10 protein-coding genes are annotated in these 13,901 nt (G+C 56.9%); 2 read left to right on the top strand and 8 right to left on the bottom strand.

What is annotated here, in order from left to right; genetic code table 11:
• Window positions 1–37 precede the first annotated feature (37 nt).
• Window positions 38–526 (top strand): HugZ family protein, encoded by a 489-nt coding sequence (locus tag BFP70_RS10610; RefSeq protein WP_141693175.1) that lies wholly within the window; start codon window positions 38–40, stop codon window positions 524–526.
• Here the strand turns inward: BFP70_RS10610 and BFP70_RS10615 are convergent.
• Together BFP70_RS10615 and BFP70_RS10620 are read right to left on the bottom strand one after the other, a co-directional pair.
• On the bottom strand, window positions 523–2,811 hold the full coding sequence (locus BFP70_RS10615) for a glycosyl hydrolase family 28-related protein (RefSeq protein WP_066011551.1): 2,289 nt from the start codon (window positions 2,809–2,811) through the stop codon (window positions 523–525). The two genes, BFP70_RS10610 and BFP70_RS10615, sit on opposite strands and share 4 nt — an antisense overlap.
• A gap of 225 nt (window positions 2,812–3,036) precedes the next feature.
• The gene (locus tag BFP70_RS10620) at window positions 3,037–4,683 is read right to left on the bottom strand and encodes a lysine--tRNA ligase (RefSeq protein ID WP_066011552.1); all 1,647 of its coding nucleotides are present in this window, start codon (window positions 4,681–4,683) and stop codon (window positions 3,037–3,039) included.
• Between the two features lie 162 nt (window positions 4,684–4,845).
• Between BFP70_RS10620 and BFP70_RS10625 the strand changes: the two genes are divergently transcribed.
• A complete protein-coding gene (locus tag BFP70_RS10625) occupies window positions 4,846–5,268 on the top strand; it encodes a tellurite resistance TerB family protein (RefSeq protein ID WP_066011553.1) in 423 nt (140 codons plus the stop codon).
• Between the two features lie 6 nt (window positions 5,269–5,274).
• Here the strand turns inward: BFP70_RS10625 and dacB are convergent, their stop codons facing one another.
• From dacB to BFP70_RS10655, 6 genes are all read right to left on the bottom strand, one after another.
• Entirely contained in the window at window positions 5,275–6,693 is a 1,419-nt protein-coding gene (gene dacB, locus BFP70_RS10630; RefSeq protein ID WP_066011554.1) for a D-alanyl-D-alanine carboxypeptidase/D-alanyl-D-alanine-endopeptidase, read from the bottom strand.
• A 99-nt stretch (window positions 6,694–6,792) separates the two neighbouring features.
• Window positions 6,793–7,533, bottom strand: coding sequence for a CDP-diacylglycerol--serine O-phosphatidyltransferase (gene pssA / locus BFP70_RS10635; protein ID WP_066011555.1), 741 nt, complete (start codon window positions 7,531–7,533; stop codon window positions 6,793–6,795).
• A gap of 73 nt (window positions 7,534–7,606) precedes the next feature.
• Window positions 7,607–8,305, bottom strand: a complete 699-nt coding sequence (locus tag BFP70_RS10640) for a phosphatidylserine decarboxylase (RefSeq protein WP_066011742.1) — start codon at window positions 8,303–8,305, stop codon at window positions 7,607–7,609.
• A gap of 143 nt (window positions 8,306–8,448) precedes the next feature.
• Window positions 8,449–10,824 (bottom strand): mechanosensitive ion channel domain-containing protein, encoded by a 2,376-nt coding sequence (locus BFP70_RS10645; protein ID WP_066011556.1) that lies wholly within the window; start codon window positions 10,822–10,824, stop codon window positions 8,449–8,451.
• Window positions 10,825–10,937: 113 nt separating this feature from the next.
• Window positions 10,938–12,389 carry a dihydropyrimidinase gene (gene hydA / locus BFP70_RS10650; protein WP_066011557.1) on the bottom strand — a complete coding sequence of 484 codons (1,452 nt, stop codon included), beginning with the start codon at window positions 12,387–12,389 and terminating at the stop codon, window positions 10,938–10,940.
• A gap of 192 nt (window positions 12,390–12,581) precedes the next feature.
• Window positions 12,582–13,832: a Zn-dependent hydrolase gene (locus tag BFP70_RS10655; RefSeq protein ID WP_066011558.1), complete on the bottom strand. Its 1,251-nt coding sequence runs from the start codon at window positions 13,830–13,832 to the stop codon at window positions 12,582–12,584.
• Between the last annotated feature and the right edge of the window lie 69 nt (window positions 13,833–13,901).

Here is a 13,901-nt window from a genome sequence, read left to right on the forward strand (position 1 = left end):
GGCGCGCCAAATGCCAGATCGCCAATTGCCAGATCGTATGACACCACTGACCGCAACAGATGATGAGGCCCGCGCATTGGCGGCGCAGCTGATAGACAGGGCACGGTTTGGATCGCTTGGCACGCTTGATCCGGACACAGGGCATCCGCAAGTCACACGGATTGCCTTGGGACCGGGGCCGCAAGGCGGGCTATGGACGTTGATCTCCGGGTTGGCCACCCATGCCAAAGCCCTACAGGCCGATCCGCGTGCAGGGCTGTTATTGGGTGATGTGGCCCCAAAGGGCGATCCGCTGTTTCATCCCCGGCTAAGCCTGCGCGTGACCGCCCATTGGCTGGATCCGATGGACGCGATGGCGCCCAGCCTGCGCGATCGCTGGCTGGCCGATCATCCGAAATCCAAGCTCTATATCGACCTGCCTGACTTTTCTTTCATTGAGCTGCGCCCGGTGGATGCCAATCTGAATGGCGGGTTCGGACGCAGCTGGCATTTGACAGATCAGGACCTGCCCTCTGTTGCACCTTAGGTCGGATTATCCATCCGCACCCGCACATGCACCCGGCCCTTTGCAGCCTCCGGCCAATTCAGCGTGACATTCTGCCTGCCCGACCCTTGTTCTACCGCAACATAAGGCATTGCCATCACCCGACCGTTTCCGGCATTGGAAATCATCCCCTCTGCCACGATGCTCTCCACATTGCGCGCCCAACCGTCAAAGGGCAAATAATCGCTCGCCTGCACCGTCCACACCGATTGCGCCGAGGCCTGATTGACCTCCAGCAACACCGGGCTGGCGGTAAATTTGCTGATCCCATTATAGGTGTTGCCCTCAAAAATCACATTGCGCATCCGCGATCGGTCCAGATCAGCAAATGTGGTGTCCACCTTCTCAATGCGATCAATCGTGCCATTCAGCGATTTGAACACGTTGTTGGACACAACCAGCCCTTGCAGAAAATGGCCCGAACCATAGGGCTTTACCGATAAAAACGTAAACCACGTCGCTGAATCCAATGAAATACAGGTGTTCCCTGTCATCGTCAGCCCGCCAAAGCTGAACTCCACCCCAAAATCGGGGGTCGCGTCATGCTCATTGGTCCATTCAATGACATTGTTGTCGATATAATTGCCTGTGACGGCGGATTGCACATTGGGCTGCGTAAAGACCAACCCCGCCACGCGCGATCCATTATCGCTGTTATCGCCCTGAAACCAATGATTTCCCACGATCAAATGCCCCGATCCGTTCATCACAAAGGTCGTGCCAAAACGCACGAACCGGCTGTCGCGGATCTTGCTGTCATTTCCATTGACATTGATCGCAACCGAGCTGCGGTTCTGCGCCAGCGTGTTTTGTTCATCCGACAGCATCTGGCATCCATCCACCAGCAAATCCTGACACCCCCGCCCGATAGAGGTAATGCAGCGGTCTTTGGGATGGGTGATATAGCTGTCACGGATCTGAAACATCTGCCCGTCAGGCGCCAGCATAATCGCGCTCGCGACCCCGTTTCCCAACATCTCGACATTCGCGATATTGAACCGGTCCAATTTATCCATGCCGCTGAAATCAAGGATATATTGGTTGCGCGTAAAGGTGTAATTGCGCGTGCCTGACCCGCCATGCAGCGGCTGCGACAGCGTCAAAGAGCCCGCCCCGACATTGACCGCCTTCACATAGACTTCCCGGCCAACCCCAGTTCCGGTCACCCGCGACCCCACTGCGATATTGGCAATATTGGCAACATCGGTCAGCTGCCGCTCCTGACCGGTCGCATAGCTCGCCTGCGAGGTAACAACCACATCCTCCCATTCCGCGCCGGCAATCGCGTTGAACTGCCCGTTTTGCAGCACCCGACGGTTGGAAAACGCGCTTAGATCCGGTGCAATTTCTGAAATACGCACCGGGCCAGACAGTTCCACACGGCGCCCTTTCAGGTCCAAAACGTTGTGATCCGTATAGGAAAACAACGCCTGAAGCGCCTTTTTAAACCCCAGCTCCTCATCGCCAAACGCCGCGGCATAGGTGGGGAAATCAAAACTGTGGGTCAGGGCCAGACGGGCCGAAACAGGCATTGTGACTGTGCCGCTAAACCGGATCGGCGCATGGATGGACACGGTGCTGCCAAGGTAATATTCCCCCTCGGGCACCACGATCTGGCGCCCCCCCGCCGCCGCATCGGCCGCCAAGAATGCCCTACGGTCATCGGTGCTTCCATCGCCCACGGCGCCGAAATCGCGCACATCAACCCAATCCATCATATCGCGCAAAAACGCCTGCGTGATATCTTCGATCACCAGATCGTCGATCCTCACCACGCCGCCGTTCTGCCCTGTCAGGTCCAGACCAAAGAACCCATAGGCCGGCCCCACGCCCCAGGGCATGTCCACGCCGCCGCGCGTGCCGGTGCCCACAATCGCGCGCACCGTGACCACTGTGCCATAGCTGTCTAAACTCACGGTGTTGCCAATCTCGGTCAATCCGCTGACATGGCTCGATCCATCCATCGCATAGCCCGCAATCCGAACCGAAGGCAAATTGCCACTCACCGCTTTCACCCGCGCCGTAATCTGCAAATACACACCGGGCAGGATCGGCGTCTGCCCCATGTAGCGCAGCTTTTGCGTTGATGCGGTTTTGTAAAGCTCAAGGCAGGATCCGAAATCCGCATCCGCCGCCACGACCGCCGCATTCGCATCATTGGCATAGGTCGCAGACCCGGCGGTGCCATTCTCTTTGGACCATAGATCCAAACCTTGCGAAAATCCCGGCGGCATCAGCGCCAGCCCATCGGTGATAACCTTATTCATGCCCTAACCTCTTTTGACAAAGCCGTGGCATCACCCGCCAAACGCGCTCTGGGACGGTCCAGCCAAACGTCTTACGAAGATCTTTTGCCACCTTGGCTCGCAGGCTGGGCGCAAAGGTTAAATATTTCCTATCCGGACCGACCTATGGTTAGTGCAACACATTAAAAACGCCCGACAAGACATTGCTTTCCAGGCGTTTTTTAAAAATAAATCATCGCAAATTGGTTAAACTGCCAGCTTACCTTGCAAGGCACGCTCAATCAAAACGACGGTTTCATCTACACCATAAAGCGCAATAAACCCGCCAAAGCGCGGCCCTTGCGACTGCCCCAACAGCACCTCATACAGCGCTTTGAACCAGTCGCGAAGGTTTTCAAAGCCGTGGTTCTTGCCAATCGCAAACACCACCGTTTGCAAGAAATCATCCGATGTCATATCGGCTTCGGGCGCAGCCTCTTCCTTGCCATCCATCGCGTTTTTCTTGGCAATTTGCGCCACGGCTGCGGCTGGATCACGCAGAGCGGCAACCAGATCTTCAAGGGCCGCGCGCTCTTTGTCGTCAGGGGCACGGAACTGCAAGGTCGGCTTCACGAAATCATCGAAATAGCGCAGCGCAAAACCTGCAGCCTGATCCAAATCAGGGTTGGCCTCAGGCGAGGCATCTGGCGCATAGCGTTTGATGAAGCCCCACAGCCCGTCCTTATCCGATGCACCCGCGACCGAGGCCAAATTCAGCAACATCGAAAACGGCACCACCATTTTCGATTCCGGCGGCTTACCCCCGTGGATATGCCACACCGGGTTGTTCAACTGCTGATCCACGCTTTGCCCCGGATAGGCGCGCAGCTGTTGGTGATATTCATCCATCATCTTGGGAATAATATCGAAATGCATGCGCTTGGCGGTCTTGGGCTTAAGAAACATAAAATAGCCCAGGCTCTCGGTCGATGCATAGGTCAACCATTCATCAATCGACAGGCCGTTGCCCTTGGATTTAGAAATTTTTTCGCCATTGGCATCCAAGAACAGCTCATAGGTAAAATGATCTGGTTTCTTGCCGCCAAGGATTTCACAGATCCGGTCATAGATCGGCGTATTGGTGGAATGGTCCTTGCCATACATCTCAAAATCGACATCCAGCGCGGCCCAGCGTGCACCAAAATCCGGCTTCCACTGCAATTTCACATTGCCACCGGTCACAGGCAACGTCCATTCGCGCCCGTCTTCATCGTCGAAAGTGATCGTGTAATCGGTTTTATTCACCGATTTGATCGGCACATATAAAACCCGCCCGGTTTCGGGATGGATCGGCAAAAAGATCGAATAGGTCGCCGCACGTTCATCACGTAGGGACTTCAACATGACCTTCATCACGTCTTCATAATGATCGACCGCACGTTTTAGCACCGTGTCGAATTGACCCGTCTTATAAAACTCGGTCGCCGAGTAGAATTCATAATCAAAGCCAAACGTGTCCAGAAATCGGCGCAGCATCGCGTTGTTGTGGTCGCCAAAGCTGTCGTATTCCTCAAACGGATCAGGGACCGATGTCAGCGGCTTTTGCTCATTGGCCTTAAGCAGCTCTTGATTTGGCACATTCGATGGGATTTTACGCATCCCATCCATATCATCCGAAAAACAGATCAGTTTGGTCGGCAGATCGGAAATCACCTCAAAGGCGCGGCGGATCATGGTTGTCCGCGCTACCTCACCAAATGTGCCGATATGGGGCAGACCCGATGGGCCGTAGCCGGTCTCAAACAGCACAAAGCCCTTTTCGGGCGGCGCCTTTTCATAGCGTTTAAGCACCCGGCGCGCTTCGTCAAAGGGCCAGGCCTTGGATTTCATCGCAGCATCGCGCAGGGTCGTCATAACATACCTCATCGGGTGTCAGGGCAAAAGGATAACGGCAAAAAGGGGCGCATTGTGCCCCCTGTTGTGCCTCCCCTATTGAACGGCGCAGGGATCGTCAATAACTCTTGGCTGAAACGGCCCCATGCCGAACCAAAAGAGACGTTTATAAGGATGCCTAACGTGCCAGACACCCTGCCTTCGCTTTCACCACAAGATGCCCTGATTGCCGTTATGGTGGCCGTCTCTGCCTCGGATGAGAATATCACCACATCCGAACTTCTGGCGATTGAGCGGATGGTCAATCACATGCCCATTTTTGGCAGCTATGACACTGACCGGATCGGCGCGGTCGCCACATCGGTCTATTCGCTGTTTGAAGAAGAGGACGGAATTGATGCGCTGTTCGGCCTTGTGCGGGACACATTGCCCGATCGGCTGTTTGAAACCGCCTACGCGCTGGCCTGTGATGTTGCCGCCGCCGATGGCACATTGATGCAAACGGAATTGCGTATGTTAGAAGAAATCCGCAGCGAGCTGGCAATTGACCGCCTGCACGCCGCCTCTATTGAATGGGGTGCGCGCGCCCGTCATATGACGCTGTAGGCTGCGCTACAACGTGCCCCAGCGTTCCAACAGCTGGCTTTGCAAGATCTTCGACCGCCGCACCCAGGCGGTTGACCCCTGCGGTTTGTCGACTTTCTTAGCCTGTGCGCGACGTCTTAAATCACCGGTGAAAATCGCAAAGACCAGCTCGCGCCCATCTGCCGCCGTCATATAGCCCGCCAAAGTAGATACGAAATTCAACGTCCCGGTTTTCGCATCAATCTTCAGGGATTGGCTTTGGCGGAATTTGCCAGTCTCATCGCGCAGTTTTACGGGTTTCATCAAAGACCGCAGGCCGCGCTGCTGCCCCAGGCGCAGAAGCACCTGCACCATATCCATCGCAGAAATCCGGCCATCCCCGCCCAATCCCGAATGATCCACCAATGCCGCTGATCCGACCCCGGCGCGTTGGCTTAACCAATCGCTCATCACCCCGGCAGAGCGACCAAGCCGTGCATTCGCGCCCAGCATTGCGCTGGCGGTCATGCCCACGGCCTCCGCAGTGATATTGGTGGAATATTTAAGCATATCGGCCAAAATCACCGGCAGCTTATCCGATACATGGCTGGCCAGAACCGTGCCGCCGGGCATATTGCGCACCACCTCTGGCGTGGGCAAGGGGCAACCCTGCGCCCGCGCCAGGGTCTGGAACACGTCTGCTGCATAGGTCTCGGGGTGGCGCACGGGCAACCAACGCGAGCCGCCACGCCCCAGCGCGCTGCGCGCCACGGTCCAGTTTTCCTTGCCTCCACGGTCGGAATAGCTGAACAACGGCGCGTCACGATTGGCCACGCTCATGGTCATCGTATAGGCGCGCGGCACATAGCGTTTCGCCCGCGCATCCATGCCCACCGCCCAGCCAGATCCCGCACGTTTCCATTCAAAATGCACGCGGTTATAATTCAGGATCATCCCGGAAATCGCGGGGTTATAGCCAACATATTCTGGTTGGTCGCGGTCAATCTGCGCGGCATAGGGGATCGCCCCTGCCCAGATCAGAAACTTGCCCGTGATGCCGCGCACGCCGGTGCTTGTCAGTTCGGCTGCCATTGCGCCCAGATCATCTGTCGACAGCGTTGGATCAGCACCGCCAGCCAGGATCAGATCGCCTTGGATAACGCCATTCACAACCGGCCCGGTCGCCACCAACCGGGTCAAAAAGCGGAAATCGGGCCCCAATGTCTCTAGGGCATAAATAGAGGTCAGCGCCTTCGCGGTGGACGCGGGTGCCATTGGCTTGCCCGCGTTGCTGCTTTCCAGAACCTGCCCTGTGCGCGCATCAGCCACGACAAAGCTAACATCGCCGCCCAAATTGGCCGCGGCGATCAACGACGACACAGCGCGCGTCACCCCAAACGAAGGCGTCGCAGCACACAATGCCGTAGCCGACAATGTTGTTAAAAAGACCCGCCGCGAATAACGCATATCGCCCCCAGAACATGGCAAATAAATAGATATAGGTTTACCGTAACCCAGGCGGGTTCGCCCGCACAAGGGCGGGCATGACCGCTGCGCAAACTGTGATTACAACAGCCGGCCTTTGGATTTGATCATCGGCGGCACCAACATCGCCAGATAGATCAGCGATACGATCACCAGCAATAGCCAAAACCGGCTGAACATCAGCCCCATGGCGATCACCGTGCCCATCAACATTGGCGCAAAAGCCCAACGCGGCACGCGCAAGGATTTCGGGCTGAACGTTCGGATCCGCGAAATCATCAACATCCCGACAAAGCCGACCCAAAGTGCCACAAGCACCGGCGCGGCACGCACATCGACAATTCCAGCAAAGCTCAGGAACACCGGCAACAGACACAGCCCCGCCCCCGCAGGCGCGGGCACGCCGGTGAAATGATGCATCGAATCCGGTTCGGCGCGCATCACATTAAACCGCGCAAGGCGCAGACATCCCGCCGCTGCAAAGACCAGCACAAAGACCCAGCCAAGTGAATTCGTCTCCCCCAGGGCAAACCGATAGACCAGCAACCCAGGCGCCACACCAAAGCACAGGAAATCTGACAGGCTGTCCAGCTCGGCGCCAAATTCCGATGTCGCCTTCAGGCGGCGCGCAATCAATCCGTCAACTCCGTCAATCAGCGCAGCCAATACAATCAGCATCACAGCGGTTTCATAGCGGTCAACCATCGTAAACCGGATCGAGGTCAGCCCAAGGCACATCCCCGAAATCGTCACCAAATTCGGCAAAAGCTGAATAAAGGGCATCCGGTCCGGTTTGGACCGGTGTGGATCTGAACTCGGCATGGGCTGTCCTTTCGGGGCTGGCCGCAAAAAATGCGCTGCGCATAGGGTTTAAACGCAGCGCCGGGGTCTGAGCTTAGCGAATGCCGCCGCTGCGGGGCTCTTCATCAGAACGCATGTCGGCCAAAACGGTTTCACCCGCGACCATGGTTTGTCCGATACAGACCAGCGGATGAACCCCTTCAGGCAGGTAAATATCCAAACGTGAGCCAAACCGGATCAGGCCAAACCGTTCCCCCGACAGCAGTTGCTGACCCTCTTTGACCTCGCATAGGATGCGGCGCGCAACAAGCCCTGCGATCTGCACCACACCATATGAGCGCCCGTCCTCCATCTGCACCGCAAGGCCGTTGCGCTCATTCTCAGAGCTGGCCTTATCAAGAGATGCGTTCAAAAATTTCCCATCACGATAGGCCACACGGGTGATTTTGCCCGCGTAGGGCAAACGGTTCACATGGCAATTGAACACATTCATGAACACCGACACGCGGGTCAATGGCAGATCCCCCAAACCCAGCTCCGCAGGCGGCACGGCGGGTTCCAACAAGGACACAACGCCATCCGCAGGCGAAACCATCAGCCCTTCACGCACGGGTGTCACCCGCTCTGGGTCGCGGAAGAAATAGTAGCACCAAACGGTTAGCCCAACACCGACCCAGCCAAGCGGCTCCCAGATCAAAAATAAGATCAGGGCAATGGCGGCAAAAATCGCGACGAACTTGCGCCCTTCGGGGTGCATCGGCTTTACGAAAGTCGAAAGCATGGAAACAGACATTAAGAAGCCCTTTGCTACAGGTTTCCCCGTGCTTACCGCAATCGGGGCCAGTTGCAAACGCACGGCCTGCAAATCGGTGCAAAATGAAACAGCCGCACCCGATAAGATGCGGCTGTTTGCCTTGGTCTTGACGGCGATCACGCTTAGGTTTGCGCTGCGCCCTCCTGCGTGTCCATCGTCACATGGAATGGCTGGGTTTTGCCGTCCTTTGCCTCGCCCAGATAAATCGTCTGATGCGGAAAGGGGATTTCGATATTGCGCGCATCAAACACGGTCTTAAGCACGCCGTTATAGGCACGACCCACTCCCCATTGTTTGCCCGGAACGCATTTGATCCGCGCCCGGCAGACCACCGCACTATCGCCAAAGCTGTTCACGCCGAACCATTCCAAATCCGCCATGATGTTTGCGGCATGTTCAGGATCTGCGCGCAGCTCGTCAAACGCGTCCAGCATGGCCTGTTTCACATCCTCGATATTCTCACGGTAGGCCACGCCCATATCGCAGACGAAATAGCCAAAGTCGCGCATATAGTTACTGACCATATCGACCGAGGAAAACGGGATAACATGAAACACGCCCGACACATCGCGCAGGCTGGTGGAACGGATCGTCAGACGCTCGACCACGCCTGTCGTACCGCCAACGGTGACAACATCCCCCACATTCATGGCGTTTTCAAACTGGATGAAAATGCCGGTGATAATGTCTTGCACCAGCTTTTGCGCGCCAAAGCCGATGGCCAAGCCCAACACCCCGGCGGAGGCCAGAAGTGGCGCAATATCCAGCCCCACCTTTGACAGAACGAACATCAAGGTGATGATCACCAGTGCAATGGTGGCGGCGTTGCGCATCAATGTCAGCAAGGTCTGTTCGCGCGATGTCGCCACCGAACCGAACTCTGGGTTCAGGCGATAATCGACCCAGCTGGTCATCGCCACCCAGATCCCAAAAGACACCAGCAGAACCATCGCAACCGAGAAGATCGTACTGGTCAAACGCAGCCCGATCTGGCTGGCCAGCCAGGCTTTCAGATCAATGACGCTGATCGCGTTCATCGCAAACACCACCACCAGCACAAAGATCGCCAACCGCAACACAAACAGCGCCTTGGGAACAAAACGGTTCAACCGGCTTTCCAACAGCGGCAAACGCGCCGTCAGATTGTCGGGCAGGACCACGCCGCGCACCATAATCCGCGTCAAGATCCCTGACACAGCAACGCCGACAATGGCCATTATCAACACTTGACCAGAGGCAATCAGACTTTGAAACGCCGCATCTCCGCTTGACAGCACCAGAACCAGCATCAGGCCCAGATAGGCCATCGCCGCCCAATGCCAATGCCGTGATATCCAATCGAATGAGCCGCGCTTGGGACCAGAGTGCGGTTGGGCCTGCGGAAATTCATCGGGTGTGCTGTCTTGTGGCAGATCTTTTTGGGCGTCACGCGCCAGTTCAGCCTGTGCCTCTTCCTCGGTTTGGGTTTGGCCACCACGGGCCAGCCACTGCGCCACCGGCTTGCGATTGCGCATCACCAGCCAGGCCGCAATGGCCACAACCAATACCGCAATCAGCGCGGATATCGCACGCCCACCGGCGGCAGATACGTTGGAATTGATGATCGGCACGATCAACAGCTGGCCATACCCCACCAAGCCGACCATCAGGTTCAACCGCGATGTCAGATAGGATGCACCTGTGTCTGAAATCGGCAACGGCCGCAAATTCCGCGCCGAAGGCGACAAGACCATGCGGATCACGACCTTTACAAGCTCCACCAAAAGGAATGCGTTCAGATACAGCGTTTGCCGGATACCGATCTGGCCGAAATTGCCCAAAACCAACGTTGCCACAAGATAGCCGACAGCCCAGGCCACCACGACCAGCAACGCATCAATCAAGGCCGACGCACAAAACAACGCCACCGTGCGCACCACGCCGCCCTCTTTTGCCGATGCGCCCATTCGGGCATAGATCGACCGCCCCATCCGGCGCAAAATCAGAAAGACGACAACCGTGGTCACGATGATCAGCGCCAGCTCTTTCAACGCCTCCAAAAGCACGCTGACCTCGGACCCGTTCAACCCATCGAACACGGCGGGGGATTGCTGTAACTGCCCCCAGGTAGAGGTCAATCGATGTGCCGTGCCTTCGGCAACGCTTTGGGTGATCAATGCAATACGGCGCCCGAATGACAGGGTCTCAGGCGGGGTGGCAACGCCCTGCGGGGCCAGGGCCGTCACAGCGGAATCGGCCACCTGATCAGCACTATGCACATTATCATCGCCGCGGCCCTGGGCTGCACGCAATTCATCAATCAATGCCGCGCGGCTTTGATCATTCTCAATCACGTCCAGCAACAGATCCAGATTGGATTTACTATCTGCTGCGGGCGCTTCTGCTGTTGTTTGCGCACTTGGCGATGTCTGGGCACTTGACGATGTCTGGGCACCCGCCCGCAGCGCAGGCAGGCACAAGACTGCCATCAAAAGAACGGCTATCGATCTTGCGATCATCGGTTGTCGAAAAGTCATGGCACCACATGTTCATTACAATCTGATGCCCCCATGTTTCATAGAAACCGACCGAATTGAAACGCCAAACTGCGTCACGCCTTTGTGACCCTGGCTCACACCCCGCTTGCGGGAATGCCCGAACGCTCCACCGGGCGCGGGGCGGTCAGTGCCTTCCATGTCGACAGGGATCGCGTGACCGACATGCCCGGATCACGGGCCACAAATTGCCCATGCCCCTCGGGTGCTACAACCTGGCCATCGGCAAAACCGACAACACCGCGGGTCAATGTGTACCGCGGCAGACCTGTCACGGATTTCCCCTCAAACACATTGTAATCAATGGCAGATTGTTGATCTTTTGCCGATATCACCTTTTGCGCCTGCGGATCCCAAACCACCAAATCCGCATCCGATCCCACCAAAACCGCACCTTTCTTCGGGTAGCAATTCAAAATCTTTGCGATGTTGGTCGATGTCACTGCCACGAATTCATTCATCGTGATCCGGCCCGTGCTCACCCCATAGGTCCAAAGCATCGGCAAGCGATCTTCCAACCCGCCCGTGCCATTGGGAATTTTTCTGAAATCCCCAAGCCCAAAGCGCTTTTGATCCGTGGTAAAGGCACAATGATCGGTCGCCACGCAAGACAATGACCCAGACGAAAGCCCCGCCCAAAGACTGTCTTGATGCTGCTTGTTGCGGAACGGCGGGCTCATCACCCGACGGGCAGAATGATCCCAATCCTTGTCGAAATACTCGCTTTCATCCAATGTCAGATGCTGGATCAACGGCTCTCCCCAAACCCGCTTGCCCTGCATCTTGGCGCGGCGAATGGCCTCATGGCTCTCCTCACACGATGTATGCACCACATACAGCGGCACCCCCGCCATATCCGCAATCATAATGGCCCGGTTGGTCGCCTCCCCCTCCACCTGCGGAGGACGGGAATAGGCATGCGCCTCAGGGCCGCAATTGCCTTCAGCCATCAGCTTGGCTTGCAATTCCGCAACCACATCCCCGTTCTCCGCATGTACCAAAGGAATAGCGCCCAGCTCAGCACAACGTTTGAACGACGCATACATTTCATCGTCATTGACCATCAACGCGCCTTTATAGGCCATGAAATGCTTAAACGTGTTGATGCCCCGCTTTGTCACCTCCTCCATCTCATTGAACACCTGCTCATCCCACCAGGTGATCGCCATATGAAATGAGTAATCACAATGCGCCTGTGCCGACTTATTGTCCCACAGCTTCAGCGCATCCAGCAGGCTCTGCCCCGGGTCGGGCAGCGCAAAATCAATCACCATCGTCGTGCCGCCCGCCAAAGCCGCCCGGGTGCCAGACCCAAAATCATCCGCCGAATATGTTCCCATGAATGGCATTTGCAAATGCGTATGTGGATCAATACCACCGGGCATCACATAACATCCCGCCGCATCCAGAACGGTGTCGCCCTGTAACTCCGGGCCAATCGCTATAATCTGCGACCCCTCCACCAATACATCCGCCTCATAGGTCAAATCCGCAGTCACAACCGTGCCGCCCTTGATCACTGTGGTCATCGCATGCCCCTTATATTGTCTCTTAAAATCTTAGGTCTCAATTTCACCCCCGGTAAAACGGCGCAAAGATCATCACATCCCAAACCACTGTCCACTTTCATCTTGCCTGAAATATCCCGGGGGTGAATTGGCGGCTTGGCGCCAAAAGGGGGCTGGCCCCCTAAGGACACGCAGGCCGCAATCCGCGCCTCGTCACGCGATGATCACCGCCGTCTCCAACACGGCATGGCACAAGACATCCGTGCCCGCCGCAGCCCATTGTGGCGAAATCTCTTCCGCCTCGTTATGCGAAATACCCTCCACACATGGGCACATGATCATCGTCGCCGGGGCAATTTTTGCAGCCCAGCATGCATCATGCCCTGCGCCGGACACCACATCCATATGGCTATACCCCAAACGCTGCGCGGCGGTGCGCACAGCCTCCACCAGATCGGGCGCGAATGTCACAGGATCAAAATGTCCCACCGCCTCCACCGTGCAGCCCACACCCAGATCCTCACAGATCGCTTCGGCCGCCCGCTCAATTGCGGCGCGCATCCGGGTCAGCTTTGCCTGATCGGGGGTGCGAATATCCACCGTGAATACCACCGATCCGGGCAAGACATTGCGCGAATTGGGCGCAAATTGCATCTGCCCGACACCGCCGACGGCATCAGGTTGCTCACCCATAGTGACCTCTTGCACCATCTCTAAAATTCGCGCCATCGCAAGCCCGGCATTGACCCGCATCGCCATCGGTGTTGACCCGGTATGGGCCTCTCTGCCGGTCAGGGTAAATTCCAACCACCACAGCCCCTGACAATGGGTCACAACGCCAATATCACGCGCTTGCGCTTCAAGGATTGGCCCTTGTTCGATATGCAGCTCATAATAGGCATGCATTTTGCGCGCGCCCACAGGCTCATCCCCTTTCCAGCCAATCCGCTCCAGTTCCTCGCCATATGTCTTACCCTCCAGATCGCGGCGCGAATAGGCATAGCCCATCGTATGCACCCCCGCGAACACGCCCGAGGCCAACATAGCAGGCGCAAACCGCGCCCCTTCTTCATTGGCCCAATTGGTCACAACAATCGGGTGTTTCGTCCTGATCCCCAGATCATTCATCGTGCGCACCGCTTCCAAAGCGCCCAAAACCCCAAGCACGCCGTCGAATTTCCCGCCTGTCGGCTGTGTATCCAAATGCGAGCCCATATAGACCGGCAACGCATCAGGATCTTCGCCTGCACGGGTGGCAAACATCGTGCCCATCTGATCCACACCCATCACCATTCCCGCTTCTTCGCACCATGTTTGAAACAGTGCACGGCCCTGGGCATCCTCATCGGTCAATGTCTGGCGGTTGTTGCCGCCCGCGATCCCCGGACCGATCTGCGCCATTTGCATCAGGCTGTCCCACAGGCGTTGGGGATTGATGCGAAGGTTTTGGGCGACGGCTGGCATAGGTCTCTCCTTATCGGGATCGGCGCCCAAGCGCCGTGATATGCACCCCCGGCCCAACCGGCATCCGTT

It is taken from the genome of Thioclava sp. SK-1 (genome assembly GCF_001705665.1).
In the GTDB taxonomy this organism is placed as follows: Bacteria; Pseudomonadota; Alphaproteobacteria; order Rhodobacterales; family Rhodobacteraceae; genus Thioclava.

Excerpts from the sequence above, each read along its gene's own strand:
- BFP70_RS10645 (WP_066011556.1), bottom strand. The coding sequence starts at position 10,824 with ATGATCGCAAGATCGATAGCCGTTCTTTTGATGGCAGTCTTGTGCCTG.
- pssA (WP_066011555.1), bottom strand. The coding sequence starts at position 7,533 with ATGCCGAGTTCAGATCCACACCGGTCCAAACCGGACCGGATGCCCTTT.
- BFP70_RS10620 (WP_066011552.1), bottom strand. The coding sequence starts at position 4,683 with ATGACGACCCTGCGCGATGCTGCGATGAAATCCAAGGCCTGGCCCTTT.
- BFP70_RS10655 (WP_066011558.1), bottom strand. The coding sequence starts at position 13,832 with ATGCCAGCCGTCGCCCAAAACCTTCGCATCAATCCCCAACGCCTGTGG.
- BFP70_RS10640 (WP_066011742.1), bottom strand. The coding sequence starts at position 8,305 with ATGTCTGTTTCCATGCTTTCGACTTTCGTAAAGCCGATGCACCCCGAA.
- dacB (WP_066011554.1), bottom strand. The coding sequence starts at position 6,693 with ATGCGTTATTCGCGGCGGGTCTTTTTAACAACATTGTCGGCTACGGCA.
- BFP70_RS10615 (WP_066011551.1), bottom strand. The coding sequence starts at position 2,811 with ATGAATAAGGTTATCACCGATGGGCTGGCGCTGATGCCGCCGGGATTT.
- BFP70_RS10610 (WP_141693175.1), top strand. The coding sequence starts at position 38 with ATGACACCACTGACCGCAACAGATGATGAGGCCCGCGCATTGGCGGCG.
- hydA (WP_066011557.1), bottom strand. The coding sequence starts at position 12,389 with ATGACCACAGTGATCAAGGGCGGCACGGTTGTGACTGCGGATTTGACC.